The 16,393-nt window shown below is 42.5% G+C and carries 14 protein-coding genes and 1 pseudogene; 5 read left to right on the plus strand and 10 right to left on the minus strand.

The genetic code is table 11. From position 1 onward, the window contains the following. Nucleotides 1–82: 82 nt before the first annotated feature. Nucleotides 83–1,447, minus strand: a complete 1,365-nt coding sequence (locus tag AAJP47_RS02430) for an MFS transporter (RefSeq protein ID WP_346716311.1) — start codon at nt 1,445–1,447, stop codon at nt 83–85. A 775-nt stretch (nt 1,448–2,222) separates the two neighbouring features. Here AAJP47_RS02430 and uvrA point away from each other — a divergent pair. Continuing rightward, nucleotides 2,223–5,129 carry an excinuclease ABC subunit UvrA gene (gene uvrA, locus AAJP47_RS02435; RefSeq protein WP_346716312.1) on the plus strand — a complete coding sequence of 969 codons (2,907 nt, stop codon included), beginning with the start codon at nt 2,223–2,225 and terminating at the stop codon, nt 5,127–5,129. 123 nt (nt 5,130–5,252) lie between these two features. Next, nucleotides 5,253–7,118, plus strand: a complete 1,866-nt coding sequence (locus tag AAJP47_RS02440) for a P-loop NTPase fold protein (protein ID WP_346716313.1) — start codon at nt 5,253–5,255, stop codon at nt 7,116–7,118. A gap of 224 nt (nt 7,119–7,342) precedes the next feature. Here the strand turns inward: AAJP47_RS02440 and AAJP47_RS02445 are convergent, their stop codons facing one another. The 6 genes and pseudogenes from AAJP47_RS02445 to AAJP47_RS02470 all read right to left on the minus strand — a co-directional run bounded on the left by AAJP47_RS02445 (nt 7,343) and on the right by AAJP47_RS02470 (nt 11,567). Continuing rightward, nucleotides 7,343–7,972 (minus strand): LysE family translocator, encoded by a 630-nt coding sequence (locus AAJP47_RS02445; protein ID WP_346716314.1) that lies wholly within the window; start codon nt 7,970–7,972, stop codon nt 7,343–7,345. A 172-nt stretch (nt 7,973–8,144) separates the two neighbouring features. After that, complete coding sequence (locus AAJP47_RS02450; RefSeq protein WP_346716315.1) at nt 8,145–8,420, minus strand: hypothetical protein; 276 nt, start codon at nt 8,418–8,420, stop codon at nt 8,145–8,147. 30 nt (nt 8,421–8,450) lie between these two features. Continuing rightward, the gene (locus tag AAJP47_RS02455; RefSeq protein ID WP_346716316.1) at nt 8,451–9,416 is read right to left on the minus strand and encodes a P63C domain-containing protein; all 966 of its coding nucleotides are present in this window, start codon (nt 9,414–9,416) and stop codon (nt 8,451–8,453) included. 345 nt (nt 9,417–9,761) lie between these two features. Then, nucleotides 9,762–9,923 (minus strand): annotated as a pseudogene (locus AAJP47_RS02460) (DUF503 family protein); the annotation flags it as partial. 183 nt (nt 9,924–10,106) lie between these two features. Beyond that, entirely contained in the window at nt 10,107–10,949 is an 843-nt protein-coding gene (locus AAJP47_RS02465) for a M48 family metallopeptidase (RefSeq protein ID WP_346716317.1), read from the minus strand. 336 nt (nt 10,950–11,285) lie between these two features. Continuing rightward, nucleotides 11,286–11,567 carry a DUF503 domain-containing protein gene (locus AAJP47_RS02470; RefSeq protein WP_346716318.1) on the minus strand — a complete coding sequence of 94 codons (282 nt, stop codon included), beginning with the start codon at nt 11,565–11,567 and terminating at the stop codon, nt 11,286–11,288. Between the two features lie 131 nt (nt 11,568–11,698). Here AAJP47_RS02470 and AAJP47_RS02475 point away from each other — a divergent pair, with 131 nt between their 5' ends. Next, nucleotides 11,699–12,487, plus strand: coding sequence for a threonine/serine exporter family protein (locus AAJP47_RS02475; RefSeq protein ID WP_346716560.1), 789 nt, complete (start codon nt 11,699–11,701; stop codon nt 12,485–12,487). Between the two features lies 1 nt (nt 12,488). Beyond that, nucleotides 12,489–12,941: a threonine/serine exporter family protein gene (locus AAJP47_RS02480; protein WP_346716319.1), complete on the plus strand. Its 453-nt coding sequence runs from the start codon at nt 12,489–12,491 to the stop codon at nt 12,939–12,941. A gap of 198 nt (nt 12,942–13,139) precedes the next feature. Here AAJP47_RS02480 and AAJP47_RS02485 read toward each other — a convergent pair whose 3' ends face one another. Continuing rightward, entirely contained in the window at nt 13,140–13,508 is a 369-nt protein-coding gene (locus AAJP47_RS02485; RefSeq protein WP_346716320.1) for a hypothetical protein, read from the minus strand. A gap of 204 nt (nt 13,509–13,712) precedes the next feature. On the opposite strand from AAJP47_RS02485, the gene AAJP47_RS02490 reads away from it, so the two are divergent. Beyond that, nucleotides 13,713–13,928, plus strand: a complete 216-nt coding sequence (locus AAJP47_RS02490; RefSeq protein ID WP_346716321.1) for a hypothetical protein — start codon at nt 13,713–13,715, stop codon at nt 13,926–13,928. Nucleotides 13,929–14,076: 148 nt separating this feature from the next. Here AAJP47_RS02490 and AAJP47_RS02495 read toward each other — a convergent pair whose 3' ends face one another. Further along, on the minus strand, nt 14,077–14,673 hold the full coding sequence (locus tag AAJP47_RS02495; protein WP_346716322.1) for a GNAT family N-acetyltransferase: 597 nt from the start codon (nt 14,671–14,673) through the stop codon (nt 14,077–14,079). A gap of 93 nt (nt 14,674–14,766) precedes the next feature. Further along, nucleotides 14,767–16,374: an FAD-dependent oxidoreductase gene (locus AAJP47_RS02500; protein WP_346716323.1), complete on the minus strand. Its 1,608-nt coding sequence runs from the start codon at nt 16,372–16,374 to the stop codon at nt 14,767–14,769. Between the last annotated feature and the right edge of the window lie 19 nt (nt 16,375–16,393).

Raw genomic sequence — 16,393 nt, forward strand, 5'->3', positions numbered from 1 at the left:
ATCCAATCGTATTAATAGATACTAATTTTATAGCACCAATGAATACTATCAGTAATTTGATGTCACTTTAACCAATTTTTGTTTAAATATCTAGGGGGCTCTGCGCCAAATGCGACAGCGCTTGTCGCGACTCATTTGTCAGTTGGGTCTTATCTAATTTTAGATAAGCGACTTGCTCTTTTGCCATAACGACCAACTCATCCACGCCTTCTACCGCCAGCATCTGCCGTGACCAGTCTTGTATATTGATGTTTTTTGGAATCGTTACGGTCGTGCTTGATAAATATGGCGGCTGGGCAATGGGGATAATCAGAAACAAAGCGGCGGCCATGACCAATGCCAGTAAGCCCCATGCGAGCAAATTGGACTGATTCAATAACAAACCACCCATCGCGCCGCCAACAAAAGCACCCAAAAACTGACTCGATGAATTCAAACCCATCGCCGTTGCTTTATTGGCGACAGGGGCGCGCTTGGAGATCCATGAGGGAATCGTGGCTTCAAGCAAATTAAAACCCATAAAGTACAGCAAGAGTCCCAAGATAATGCCAACACCGACCTGACTGCCAAAGGCAAGCAATGCTAAGGCTGCGGTCATCAGTGCAATGGCGGCTAAAAACACTTGGCGCATTTTACGTTGTTTTTCAGCGATAATAATAAAGGGAATGGCGATGGCAAAGCCGACGAATAAGAGCGGCAAATACACCATGCCTTGTTGACGAACTGACAAACCCAGTACCTCATTAAGCTGGTGCGGTAATATGACAAATATCGCGGTCATGGTGAGGTGTAGCGCAAACACACCAATATGCAAGCGGTTTAAATCCCCAATCTTGAGGACAGTGGCTAGCTGCTCACGGATCGACTTGTTATCTAAATTGTGCTTGAGCACGCGTAGTGGTGTGGGCACAAACAACAGCAACAACATGGCCAAAACAGCAAAGCCTGAGGTCAACCAAAACAGTCCTGAAATACCAAGCGCACCCACCAATAACGGGCCAAAAGCAAAAGCAAGCATGATGGATGTACCAATGGTCAATCCCATTGTCGCCATTGCTTTGGTACGCATCTCTTCACGCGTCACATCTGCCAATAACGCCATGAGCACCGCAGAAACCGCGCCACTACCTGCCAGCGCTCGACCAATGATCACCTCATAAATGTCTGTCGCATTTGCCGCAATCATACCGCCTAGCGCAAATAAGATTAAACCCAAAAATATAATCGGCTTACGCGGGAACTTATCAGCGGCCAGGCTCATGGGTATCTGAAAAATGGCCTGCCCTAACCCATAGATACCAACCGCCAAACCGATTAGAAACGGCGTGGCATGCGCATAATTGTTACCATAGACCGAAAACACCGGCACAATCATAAACAAGCCAATCATTCGTAAAGCAAAAATACCACCGACTCCGAGGATTGCTCGTTTCTCTACGCTATTCATACTGGCCTCACTGGTTTATCACAACTGCGCTTTGATTGATCACTACTGTGCGCAACGCATCACAACGGCACTTTGACCTATTATAAGTACGCTATGAATTACGATCATTACCCTCTGATCTGTCGTTACTGCTCTATCAAGGCGGCAGCCTAAAAATCAAGCCCTCTAGTATAAGACATTCGCCATCATGTTGCCGAGACTTTTGTCTTTGCGCACTATTATCAACCCTAACCTTGTCATCACTAGAGCCCAATAAAATCAGTACCTTGAATCATTAATAGCTGTATATCACTGGTAAATTTTTTTATATTAGCGCAGGCAATTATAATTCGTTGGGCTTGATGCAGCGCCATAACAGATTCATTTTGAAAGTCTTATACCACCTTTATAGCGTGGTAACCACCATCTACCAATGCGTCATGATAATTTTGTTACCAAGTGCATCTACTATCCCACTTTACCTTGAATAATGGGTCAATCGTGACAATAAAGTAAGGCGTCTTAAATATTATTGCTCGATAAGCTTTGTGACAAATGCCCCTATAAAATGACAGTACCTGACCAAATCTATAACAGACAATGGCTGTTACTTAATGCTTATTTGATTTAAATTCGCTCAGTAGCTTATCAGTACCATGAAACCCAGAAACCAAATAACATAAAAATTAAAATACATAATTTACTACCCACGTTTTTGATCAATCACTTAACTCACCTTTTTTAATTTTAGTCATTCTTTTAAATATAATTTTAGCAAATAGGAAACTCATAAACGATGGCACATGACCATATTGCAATACGCGGCGCTCGCACGCACAATCTAAAAAACATTGACTTGGACATTCCGCGAGATAAATTCGTGGTAATTACAGGTCTATCTGGTTCAGGCAAATCGTCACTGGCATTTGATACGCTTTATGCCGAAGGACAACGTCGTTACGTCGAGAGTTTGTCCGCTTACGCCCGCCAGTTCCTATCCCAAATGGAAAAACCGGAAGTCGATAGTATCGAGGGCTTATCTCCTGCGATTGCCATCGAGCAAAAATCGACCAACCATAACCCGCGCTCAACAGTGGGAACGATTACCGAGATTTATGACTATCTGCGTCTCCTCTACGCCCGTATTGGTACGCCTTTCTGCCCTGAGCATGGTGAGCCGATGGTCGCGCAATCGGTCACTGAAATGGTCGATCAAGTCATGGCATTGCCAGCCGACACCAAGATCATGATCTTAGCGCCCGTGATTCGTGAGCGTAAAGGTGAGCATACCGTGCTGCTTGAGCAATTGATTGGTCAGGGCTTTGTACGTGTACGCGTTGATGGTGATGTGTATGATACCGATGAGCTACCAACACTCGATAAGAAGAAAAAACATACCATCGAAGTGGTGGTCGATCGCTTTAAAGTCCGTGATGACTTGGGCAACCGTGTCGCCGAAAGCTTAGAAACCGCCCTACGCTTGGGTCAGGGACTTGTCACGCTACACTTTATGGATGGTAATCCTAAAGAAGGTGGCGATGCCAATCAAGTAATGTCAGCCAAACACTCATGCCCCATCTGTGATCGCGCCGTACCTGAGCTTGAGCCCCGCATGTTCAGTTTTAACAACCCTTACGGCGCGTGTCCAAGCTGTGATGGTTTGGGCAAACGTCAGTATTTCGCTGCCGAAAAGCTGATTACGCATCATGAAAAATCACTCAACCAAGGCGCGATTAATGGTTGGGATAAGCGTCATGCTTATTATTTTGGCTTGCTCTCAACGGTTTGCAAACATTTTAAGATAGACATGGATGCGCCGTGGCAAGATTTGCCAAAAGCGCAGCAAGATATCCTCATGCATGGCTCTGGCAAAGAAAAGCTGACCTTTAACTTCACGGATGAGCGCGGTCGCAAAACCAATAAAACCGTGCCGTTCGAAGGCGTATTACCTTATTTAGAACGCCGTTATGCTAAAACACAAAGCAACCTCGTGCGTGATGAGCTGGCCAAATATTTGGCTGATACCACCTGTAACGTTTGTGATGGCGCTCGTCTCAATGAAATTTCACGCAATGTCCGCGTCGATGACCAAACCATCGCCGAAATCGTTAAATTGTCTATCGGTGATGCCGCCGACTATTATAAAACGCTGAAGATTGGCGGTCATAAAGGCGAAGTCGCGGAGAAAATCTTTAAAGAGATTAATGAGCGTCTAAACTTTCTGGTCAGTGTCGGTCTGGACTATCTGACGCTTGCTCGCTCTGCTGAAACCTTATCAGGCGGTGAAGCACAGCGTATTCGTCTTGCCAGTCAGATTGGTGCGGGTCTCATGGGCGTCATGTATGTGCTTGACGAGCCATCTATTGGTCTGCATCAGCGTGACAATGATCGCCTGCTAAAAACCTTAACGCGTCTGCGTGATTTGGGCAATACCGTACTGGTCGTTGAGCATGATGAAGACGCCATTCGTCAAGCGGATCATGTGATTGATATCGGTATCGGCGCAGGTGTCCACGGCGGTCACGTCATCGCTCAAGGCACCGTCGATGACATTATGGCAAATAAAGAATCACTCACTGGACAATATATGTCAGGTAAGAGACAGATCGAGATTCCAACCATTCGTCATAAAGCCAAAACCATGGACGTCGAAGTCAAAGGTAAGGCCAAAGCCAAAAAAGTACCGATGACGATTGAGCTAAAAGGCGCATCAGGCAATAACTTGCACGATGTGGATTTAACCATTCCTGTTGGTGTGATGACTTGTGTAACGGGCGTATCGGGGTCAGGTAAATCAACTCTGATCAACCGCACCCTCATGCCATTGGCGGCGACACAGTTAAACAATGCGTCGACGCTTATCGCGGACAAGCATGAGAGTATCAGTGGTCTTGAGCATTTGGACAAAATGGTCGATATTGACCAAAGCCCCATCGGTCGTACGCCGCGCTCGAACCCAGCGACATATACGGGCGTGTTTACCCCTGTGCGTGAGATGTTTGCGCAAACGCAAGAAGCGCGCGCCCGTGGTTATAAGCCCGGTCGCTTTAGCTTCAACGTCAAAGGCGGACGCTGTGAGATGTGCCAAGGTGATGGCCTGATCAAAGTTGAGATGCATTTCTTGCCTGATATGTATGTGCCGTGTGACACTTGTGAAGGCAAACGCTATAACCGCGAAACCTTGGAGATTCATTACAAAGGCAAGAGCATTGCTGATGTGCTGGATATGACCGTTGAAGACGCGACTGAGTTCTTCTCAGCCATTCCAGCGATTTATCGTCGCTTGCAAGCGTTGATGGATGTTGGTCTTGGCTATATCCGTTTGGGTCAGTCTGCACCCACACTGTCTGGCGGTGAAGCGCAGCGTGTGAAGTTGGCTCGTGAGCTTGCCAAACGTGATACGGGACAGACGCTATATATTTTGGATGAGCCAACTACCGGCTTGCATTTCCATGATATCTATAAGCTGCTCCATATCCTGCATACGCTACGTGATAAAGGTAATACCATCGTCGTCATCGAGCATAATCTCGATGTCATCAAAACGGCGGACTGGGTAATTGATCTTGGCCCTGAAGGCGGTAAAGGTGGCGGACTCATCATCGCTGAAGGTACACCTGAGGAAGTAGCGGAAGTCAAAGGCTCATATACTGGTGAGTTCTTAAAGCCAATGCTTGAGCAAGGGTTAAAAGACGTAAGCTAAGACAAACCAGTGAATGATTGATAAAAGGCGACTCTTTGGGGAGTGGCCTTTTTTTGTTGGTGAGGTTTTAAGTTTGGTGATAATATAATTTTTATTCTAAGAGCATCTATAAGGTAGTTATCAATGGCAAATGTAGAAAGTCTTGAAAAACGACTTGCAGATCTAATTGACAAAGAAAGCTCATTTGCTATTGCACTAACTGGCGAATGGGGAATTGGGAAAACTCATTTTTGGAAAGAGTTCTATCATAAAAAACACAAAGATTTAGGAGTCAGTAAATACTCTTATGTTTCGCTATTTGGCGTTGATTCAATAGATGCTTTGAAGTTTGAGATTGCACTTAGCACTCATGCTACTACTCAAAAGAAGGACTACCTTACTGGACTGAAAGGTATATTTAAGAAAGGATTGGATGCTATAGACTTACCAAAACTCGAAGGTACAGGTGTCACTTTGTCTCTTGGTAAAGGCTTAATTAGTAGTGCCATTACCAGTCTTATTGGAGATACTTTGATCTGCATTGACGATATTGAAAGGCTATCTAAAAACTTAGACATTAAAGATGTGATGGGTTTAGTGAATCATTTAAGCTTAGAAAAAAATTGTAAAGTAGTAGTGATATTACATGAAGGTAAAGCAGATAAGAAATTTAGAGAATATAAGGAAAAAGTATTTGATGAAATACTAATTTTAAATGATTCATTATCAATGGTTAAAGAAACCGTTAACGATGATGAAATTTTTCCTATATACGAGGAATTTTATCAAACTATGGGGGTTAGAAATCTTAGATTTTATCAGCGCGTTCAGAAAATCTATCAAGAGATAATAAAACACTCATCATCTTTATCAAAGTTGAGCAAGGAAGAAATACTAAGACAAATTCTTATTATCAAACTTGTTAATGACATTCCTAAAGTTCTTGATGTCGACATGAGAGAGCTAGAAACGTATTTTTCCGAAGATGGTCTCGATGACCGATTAGATATCTTTTTAAAAAGTGATGATGAAGCATTAAAAGCAACTGTTAGAACTAAGAAAGACGATGTAGAGGAAAAGCTTTCAAAATTCTACCCTAACTTTCGTATGGAAGGGTGGACTGAAGTTGTTATCGAACTTATTACAAATATTGATATAGATAGTGAAAAATTCGAAAGACTGCTAAACCAAGACTTAATCAATGAAAAATCTTTAGAAAGTGATAGGGAAAAGCGAGATTTGATGACTGAGTATCATAGCTTAAGTCCAGAAAATGGATTTAACCAAAGACTTTTTGATAATGTGACTCGAAGGATTGATATAGATAAGGAGGACCTTAATAACTTAAGTTTTCATTGCAATATACTCAGAAAGAACGGTGCTATAGATCTAGCTAATCAATTACAAGAACAAATAGAAATGTATATCAGTAGTAAAGTTCTAGAGAGCTCAGAGTTTTGGCATAAGCATCAGTGGTATTCACATCGTGTAGAATCTCATGATATATTCTATGATTATCTAGTTCAGGTAGTCAAAGATAGACAACTAGAAATAAAGCAAACAAATGACATGGATTTGATTTGTGAAGCTTTCAAACGTTTTTATAAAAGTGGCTATCATAGTGAAGAGCTATTCGAAGCTATGAGAGATATTCAAGAAGATGACTTAAGCGCAGTTCTTTGGCAACCTATTGATGATGAAAGAGACCGGAAGCAGTATATCCGAAAAACCCTGCAACATCCTGCCTTTAGATTTAGAAAAATAGTGCAGACTATATTTACTAACGGAGTTTCACTAAGTGATGAAAATTGGATATTAGTAACTAGTAATTATCGGAAAAATATACTCCCCACCCCCTATAAACCTTCCATCATTATCCTTAAGAGTGAAGAAGTAAGACGTTGGACATTGAAATTATTAAAGAAAAGAGTTACCGATAACCCTAATAGTAAAGCAGCTATTGAAAACTGGTTGGAATATTCAAATAACCTGAAGAACCTAAACTCTTAGGTCTACGAATATATTTAAAAAGAAACCGACTTACTAGACTAAAGACTGAAAGGTAAGCAGGACTGGCTCCCTATAAAAGATGACCTTACTTAAACAAACCCCCGCTCAACATTCATCACCCGTGCATCTACCGTACGTTCTATCTTTTCCTCAATTTGGCCACTTTAATCCACTTGGATAAACGTCTATCCAAAGAGCTATTTATCCACCCTTGTATTATAAACCTAACCCTTCGCTATCAACCATGTACCAGCCAACCCCATAAATGAAGACCCTACTCGGTTAAATTTCTGACGGGCTTTAGGACTTTTTAGACGCTTTTGCGCATAGCTTGCCATAAAGGCATACATCATCATGGCAACAATGGCGCAGCCAAAAATTACCAGACATAAAATTGTAATATCTACCCCAGTCAGACTGGTTACTGGAAAAAAGCTCGGTAACAAGCTTATGTAGAATAAAATAACTTTTGGGTTGCTAATAGATATCAAAAAGCCCGACATTACACTTTTTAACCCCTCATTCTTATTCTTTAGCGCTACATTTCCAGTAATAATCTCACTTGGCACAGTCGTCCACATCTTGTACGCCAAGTAAAACAAATAACCTGCACCTACAAACTTAACTATAGTGAACAATGTATTGAAATTGCTTGCCAATGCACTCAGTCCATAAGCGGAGAACACCATATAAATAGTATCGCCTGCGGCAATGCCAATGATTAAAGGTAGCGCCGCCCAAGAGCCTTGTGTCATGGCTTTGGCAATAGTGGCAAACACACCAGGACCCGGCGTCATGATAAATATGAATACAGCAATGATAAAAGTAAATAGCTGGATAGTGGTGATGGTCATGACAGTCCTTTATAGGTATGTTGGTACTTAAGTATAATTTATTGAACAAACATATTTCTAGTTCAGTATGACTGTTTTAGAATACTTTTAAGCTCAAAGACGTCAGCTAATAAAAATTGGTTAGTGATAAAAGGCTACTCTTTAGGGAGCGGCCTTTTTTGCTGGGTAGAGTTTAGCTTATGTGCAATATCATTTGCCATATGATAAGAATTATCATGACAACACTTATGCTATTAACAACTTTAGCACTACCGATGCCCGTCTTATTCGATACATAATGCATCGCTATAACAGATGTGCCAGCCACACCTGCCCATAGACTATGAGCAGTACCAGTATTATTTGCCATTAAGGATAATGATCCTAAGAAAGGCAGAAAAATAATAAGTAGAATAAAAAAATTCACAGAAATATCTTCTAAATTGATACCGCGGTTAGAACTATGCATATACTTTTCCTGTTAAGTAATGATTAAATATCAAACTAATGATAAATCATAGTTTTCTGAAAAATCTGGATGTATTTTATCTACTGTTTCGAAAAATTCTTCTTTCGTTTTAGATAATTTCATAATAGTAGTAACAGAAGATACTAGTTGTAATAACTCGGGGTGACCTTTATCTGGAGTTAGAACTTGATGCAATCTAGTACCTTTATTACCTAATTTTTTCGCCTTACTTTTAAGCTCTGGTAGTATCTCAGGCGCTAGCTTTTTATATATTACTTTATTAGTAACATGTCCGAAGAACCCTGGACGCTTTACCTTTCCATTTTCAGGAGGATAGGGCATATCATACAATCTGAATAGCTCTTTATAGTAATCATCAGGAAAAGTTTTAATCCAAGCCTGTAATTCATTGTCTATAAATTTCTCAAATAACTTGGCAAGAGCATCTTTTTTTCGAGCTTCCTGATAACCTGTAACTTCATCAACTAAACTAGTCATACCTACTTGTGATAGGGCTCTTACCAGTATTTCTGCTTTCTTAGCGGATTCTATTTGCGTCGCATGTAATTTGTCTTCCTCTCTGGCCTTTAAATATAAATCAGCTACTAATGGAAGTATATTCGCATCATATCCACTTTGGATGTTACCTTTTAAGTCAATATACTCTATCTTTTTGATTACTTTTTTTAGGTCATCAGATACAAAAGGTTGTAGGTTTTTAGCATCCATGAATGTAGGAACGTTTACTAGTCTTGCACTTCCTCGTACAGGTCTATCGAGTGCATCAAAAATTGCACTTTGCCTAATGATACGTATGTCTCCTTCAACTACTGCTACGTCTAGACTACTATCTCCGATTTTTATTTCACCTTCGTAGCCTGCTTTAGGTAGGCTAGCTCTATATTTCTTTACCTCTACTCCCTTCATAGCACGAGCTTTCAGTTCTACTTCTGTCATTTTCGAAGCAGTCGCTTTACCACTATTTTCGCTTCCCATATTCTTTACCTTATTATTAAATAAGTACTGATTATAATTACAAGTAACATACTTGTAAACATAAAATTTATTGAAAATTACTTGTAAAATAATTTTTACAAGTAATTTACATTGAATACAGTGTTGGTAAAATTAAAGCCTTAGTTTCCATAGAAATAAGTAGTGAGAATCTCTCAAAATATTAAACTCGATAATAGCGATTATCCTTAGTCAACCATTTGTTTGCGGAGACTTAGCTAGGAGCAACATATGATAACAAGAATGCTACTAGCTCTTATTCACCGCTCTAGTGGGCGGCCAGATATAAGCAAAAAGCGGGATTGACTAATAAATACTAAGCCTTTCCTAAATAAACTCCCTTTCAACATTCATTACCCGCGCATCTACCGTACGTTCTAGCTTTTCCTCAATCTGGCTACATTGCGACTCGATCTCACGTTTAGAGAGTCCAACAATCACAAACGTCCATTCGCTGGCATCATGCCGATTACGCTCGCCACTCTCACAGACGGCGACGCCTGAATATTGCCAAAGCTCGTAAGTTTGCTTATGGTGTAGCCTGCAACATCCAACCTCACGACGTTAGATACAGGACAAATCAGCCATCTTTCGATATTCCTTTGCAAAAAAAAGGTAAGTCGTTTGACTCACCCTTTTTTAGTGTTTACTGAGTTGTTAGCATTTATTGATCTATCTACGTTTAATGGTTCTAGTCGTTACGCCATTAGTTGAATTAGTATCTGCTTTAGCCGCCGCTTGATAAATTGGCATAACTGTCGGTAAAAGTGCTTGAATTTTAGCGATACGCTGCCCAGAGTTTGGATGCGTAGACATCAACGTAGCCATAGTATTGCTACGACCGTTTGCAGCCTCCATTTTCTTCCATACCAAAACGGCAGCTTCTGGATTGTAGCCTGCCTGCGCCATCAGACGTAAACCACCAGCATCGGCTTCTGATTCTTGACTACGAGAAAATGGCTTATCGATGCCAAGATCGCTAATTAAACCTAGCGCATCATCATTTAATCCTGTTTTTGCCTGCAATTGCGCACCGCCTAGCTGAACCGCTAATCCTGTTAGAATTTTTTGCCCAGCGTCCTTTTTGCCGTGCTCAGATAATGCATGGGTCATTTCGTGTCCCATAATTGCAGCGATTTCTGCATCTGTTAACTTTAACTGTTCTACAATACCTGTGTAAAAAGCCATTTTACCACCGGGCATTGCCCAAGCATTTAATTCAGGTGAACGTATAACCGTGATCTGCCAATCGAAAGGGACGCCTGTTGTATTGGCACGAACGGCGTAGGGCTTGATACGATTAAAGACTCTTTTGACCCGAACGGCCGTATTAGAAGTATTATCGACTGCGCCTTGACTATTGGCTTGAGAAATCACTTGAGAGTAACTTTTAGCCGCATCGGTATTTAGTGTCGCAGTATCATACCCTGACATATCAGCAATAGTAGTACAACCCGCTAAAGTAGTAATAGTCGTGAGCAATAGAGCATTTTTTATTTTATTAACAGTTGTCATTAGACGTCCTAGTTGAGAGATGCAATTAGATTAAATAACCAGACTGAAGATAGCGAATTAATAAACTTAAAATTCTGCTATGGAAATCTATGTCACGCAATCTCGTAATTGAGACCCATATGTAGTCGATAATGTAACTAATATGTAAGCAATGTGTCTTAATTATCAACGGAGAGATTATCATTATAGAAAACAAAAGTCTATTAATTTAATCGTCTATTGTTTATTGCTGGCATTTAGAAGTCCCGTCTAATTCAAAGCAGGCAATTCTATTCTTTCAATCAAGGTCATTGGTTAGAAGGTTATTGGCTAGATAGTATCCTGCAATAAATCCAACTAAATAAACTCCCGCTCAACATTCATCACCCGTGCATCTACCGTACGTTCTAGCTTCTCCTCAATTTGACTACATTGCGACTCAACCTCACGTTTAGACAGCCCGACGATCACAAACGTCCACTCGCTGACGTCGTGTCGATCACGCTCGCCACTTTCACATACTGCCACGCTTGGACTGCGACCGAAGCGCTCATGTAGGCCGCCCATACGTTGGCGCTTTTCTTTTAGCGAGCCACATCCGGGCAAAGTAAAGGTGAGCGTTAAGATAGCGATATGCATTTTATTCTCCTTGGCAAAAAATTTTATATTGCGTTGTCGCATTTAATATAATGTCTGATAATGCCTACGCGTCAGCATCTATACCCTTTATAATAGCGTATCAATCGTCAACCAATCTGCGTATCTCACCCATGACCTCTACCAGCTACGTCCAGCAGCAGCGTATCACTCGACTATGCGTGCGCTGCGGCTTACTCCTTATGCAGTATGGTGCCGAGTCTGCCGTGGTGGTAGACTTATCCAAACGCCTAGGCCTTGCGCTGGGGATGAACAGCGTAGAGTGTTCGCTCAATTTTAATGCGTTGACGTTGACCACTATCTGCGATGAGCGCTGTATCACGACCACAAGAGACACAATCAATCAAAGTATTAATGTCAATTTATTGGTACAAATTCAGCAAATCGTTAATAAAACCGAAGCGACTACTGATAAGGAGGAGCTGACGGCTCTGACCACGCGTGCTTTTGATGAGTTGGACAGAGCGATTTACCCACCTTGGCTGGTTAGCATATTTGTCGGTGCGTCTTGTGCCGCGTTCGCTTATCTGAATGGCGGGAGTTGGTCGATTACCGCTGTGACTTTTACTGCGGGTATGGTGGCGATGCTGACGCGTATTTACTTGTCCAAGCACCACTTTAATCCCTTTATCGCCGTCATTGCTACGGCTTTTATTGCTTCTGTAATTGGAGGAACGACCTATTACTTTGACATTGGCAATAATGCGGATATCGCGGTTGCTTCCAGCGTGCTGCTACTGATACCGAGTTTTCCTTTGATTAACTCTTTTTCAGATATCTTAAAGGGCTATGTCAATATCGGGGTTGGGCGAGCGGTATTTACTTATATGCTCACCCTGTCGGCTTGCGTTGGTATTGTGATGGCGCTGGTGTTACTGCAAATACAGCACTGGGGGTTTTGAGATGTGGTTTATTGAAACGATTGTGCTGGCCTGTATTATTACCCTTGGTTGGACGCTGATGTTCACTGTCCCCAAGCGCTATATCCTACCCTGTTTACTTATGACGGCTTTTGGGTTTGGGCTAAAAACCGCGCTTGTCTATCAACACATACATATCGTGGTTGCGAGTTTTTTTGGGGCGATGCTTGCCAGCTTCTTGGGCGTCTACTTTTCTAGAAAATACACTTTACCACCCAAAGCGCTCATCTCACCAAGCGTCATTTGTATGATGCCAGGTATTGCCGCTTATAAGGCGATGGTGAGCATGGTGCAGATTGGCTATTTTGGTTTTTCAGACGAGTTATTCAGTCAAATGATGGTGTATTTATTTGAAGCCTTGTTTGTGACCTCAGGACTGGTATTGGGCTTGTCCATTCCGGGGCTGTTGTTTTATAGACGTCGTCCTATTGTTTAGATGTTAGGTTATAATAGATCCACTTTAAAAGTGAGATAGGACGGCTGGGATGAATGTTGCGCCGCCTCTGTGTTAACGGCAAGCAAGGAAAATTTATACCAGTCGTACGGTGCTATTAACGTATTGATTTCATTTTAAACTGCCTATACTTCTGTTTTTATATGAGTCGTTGATTCATAACGGTCAGTGACTTGTGCTCTATTCGCCCAGCACCCACTCACCATTCACTTTAGACACGTTAAAGCGAGTCTTATCGATTCGGCTAGTACCAGCGATCGTCTGGGTAATATCAGCTGTACATATATAATTGTTCCAGCCTTCTGTATTATCACAATTGATATTGTCAATACGTTCAAGCCTTGGCATCATGCGTTCCATCATATTGCTCATGGTTTTTGCCATTTTATCATTACTTGCATTCGCCACTGCATCCTCTATTACCTTATCAGTTTGCTCATATTGAGCCTCAATAAGACTTTCAACGATGCTTTCAGAAGGCGGCTTCGAACATGCCGTCAATAGTAAAGCCAGTGACGCTATCACGGTGAGTTTTTTTACCTGCTTCACGTCATTTTTCCTATATTTATAAAGTTATTTGAACCATAGATAGTTACTATCTCTCAACCCAACTTGATGTTATGGCCCTTATTTAAGCTTTAACCTTCTATCTTTCATAATCTGACGGTTTTGGCAAATCGGGTTTTAGTACAGCGTCTACTGACAGCGCAATCCCGTTACTGCTATGATGCCCTTAATAACGACTGTTGAGAGATGACTGTGTGGCAGGTGTATTTGTTTATTTTACCGATTGGTCTTGGCATCATGACGTTGGCGGCAAGCTTACTGTTCTTATTTGCTTATCTTATGTCTGATGACAATGCCACACGCTTGCCAGCATTTAACTGGTTTAAACGCTTAATTATCGTGGCGTTTTTGCTACTCAGTATCGGACTATTTATGACCTTTGGACATTTTTGGGGTCGATAGAGACATAACCGGTGTTAAATAAAAAACAAGCTTGATCACGCGCGACTGAGACAAATTTTTCTTGCTTACTGTACCTTCGCAGACAGAGGCTGGGTAAAATATATCATAGTCGCGGCGTATGGATTGCACGGCACATCAGCTCTAAGCTTTACTCGTTAACGAGTTTTTCTAATTCTAATAACTCTAAATCTGGGCGCTTGGGTTCACCATTGTTGCCATCGTTTGGAAATGGCATTTTATGGCCATTTAGCTCATAACCACGGCGCTGATAGTAGGCCAATAGCTCAGGGCGGTGGCTCAATATAGACATGGTCAAGCGCGCAGGTTTTGTTTGAGTGTTGGACGCGCCTGCTTGCAAATGCCTAGTAGCAAACGTCTCTGCCGCTTGCAGTATCACATTACCAACGCCCTGTCCTTGCAACTCAGGATGGACGGCAAACATGCCGATATACGCACTTTTATTGGCATCCGCATCGGTTTTCATATCGACGGCGATACAGCCAAGCAATTCGCCTGTCTCTTCTGCCTCACGCCCGCCTGTCGTCGTTTTTGGATAAACAAACAGATAGTGGGTTGGATTGGCAATGGTGTTTGCCAGCTCAGCAGGAGTGGTACGGATGCCGCCTATCAAATCAGCCTCATTGGTCCAGCCTTCCGTCTGCCGATAACAACGATTGAGTAATTGTTCAAGCGCGCCAATGTCATCCGCGTGCGCTTGACGCAAAAATACTGTGTCTTTATTCATCTTATTTTTGTCCTTTTTCTATCTACTTATCATAAAAGGCTGACCTGAATGAACAGACCAGCCTTTATAGTAATACGTATCATCCGCTAGATGCTAGGGCGATAAGGCATTTGCTTGATCGATAATATCGAATCCTGCCTTGATTTGTGCCCGCGTTGGCGCATGACCACGGCGTAGCAGCTCAGCAAAGGCGATCAGCTCTTTGTCGCATCCAAGCGAGCTTGCCGCACTAGCACGCGTGTCATCCCCTTCATCATCAAAATAGTACTCGATGTAATCAAGGTCATTAGGCGTGCCGAATAAGATGCCGTTGTCTGGAGTTGCCGCATGGCCGCTATAACGCAGGCTTTTACCATATTGCGCCGTCCAAAAGAAAGGGCTACGCTCTTTTAGTGAGTTGACAGCGTCATCGTCCAATATCGCGGCGGCTGTCACAAAGCCGTGTTGCAGAGCCACGCGCCAATGCTCAATACGCAGACGACCCACTTGATTGGGTGCTTTAGCGATATCCCCTAACGCATAAACGCCATCGCGCAATTGTAGATGCTCATCCACTTGCACGCCATCAGGATCATTGACCGCGTTTAGTAAATCGGTACGTGGAGACACGCCTGTGCCTAAAATGACGACGTCTGCTGCAAGCGTACTACCATCTGATAGCGTGACACCGCTGACTGAGTCATTATCCCCATTAATCGTTTCAACACCAGCACCGAATTCAAATTTAACGCCTTTTTCTTCGTGCAGGTTAATTAAAGCATTACTCACCGCTTCAGAGACAATGTTGCTCATGACGCGGCGGTTACGACCTACGATAGTGACAGAGGCGACATTGCCCGCTTGTATTAATGCCGAAGCGGTCTCCATACCGATAAATCCTGTGCCAACGATGACGACGTGCTTATCATCAGTCGCAGCTTTGATGGTTTTTGCGTCATCCATACTGCGCAGTGTATACACGCCTTCAAGATCCACGCCTGCAAATGACGGCTTCTTTGGTTCAGCGCCCGTTGCCACCACCAAAAAGTCAGCCGTCTGTCGCTCACTATTGCCATCATGGTCTGTCATCACAATGGTACATTCATTTGGCAATACCTCACTGACCACTTGATTCAAACGCAGCTCAATGTTGTTTTTGCTGGCCCAATCAGTGCCGCCCAATAGCAATTTTTCTTCATCCATTTTGCCTGCCAAAAACGCTTTGGACAATAAAGGACGATTATAAGGTGCGGTGGTATCAGCGCTAATTAACGTAATTTTACCGCCGTAGCCAGTCTTACGTAGTTGATCAGCGGTCATAAATCCAGCACCGCCGCCACCTACGATAATGGTCTGCGTGTCGACTAATTTGTCATTTTCAATCTGTTTATTGATTTTGGCCGAGGTATCGACGGTCAGGTTGTCGCCGTCCTCTGTCAATTTATACTGATTCAAACCCGCCATCGCTACTGGCTCTAGTAACGTACCATCGTGACTGTCAAAAGTGCCATGATGCCATGGACAGACCACGCGATTGCCACAGCGCAGGCCTTCTCCTAAGTCGGCGCCTGCATGCGGACATTTGCCATCAAATGCGCTAAACTCATCCTCATTACGAGTGATTAAAATGATACTATCATCATCTTGTTTATAAGACTTCATACCACCATTTGGAATGTCAGCCTTATTGATGGTGACTGTCGGAATCGTTGTATTGCTCATAAGTTTTCCTTAACGGTTA

The sequence above is a fragment of the Psychrobacter halotolerans genome (assembly GCF_039680845.1).
GTDB lineage: Bacteria > Pseudomonadota > Gammaproteobacteria > Pseudomonadales > Moraxellaceae > Psychrobacter.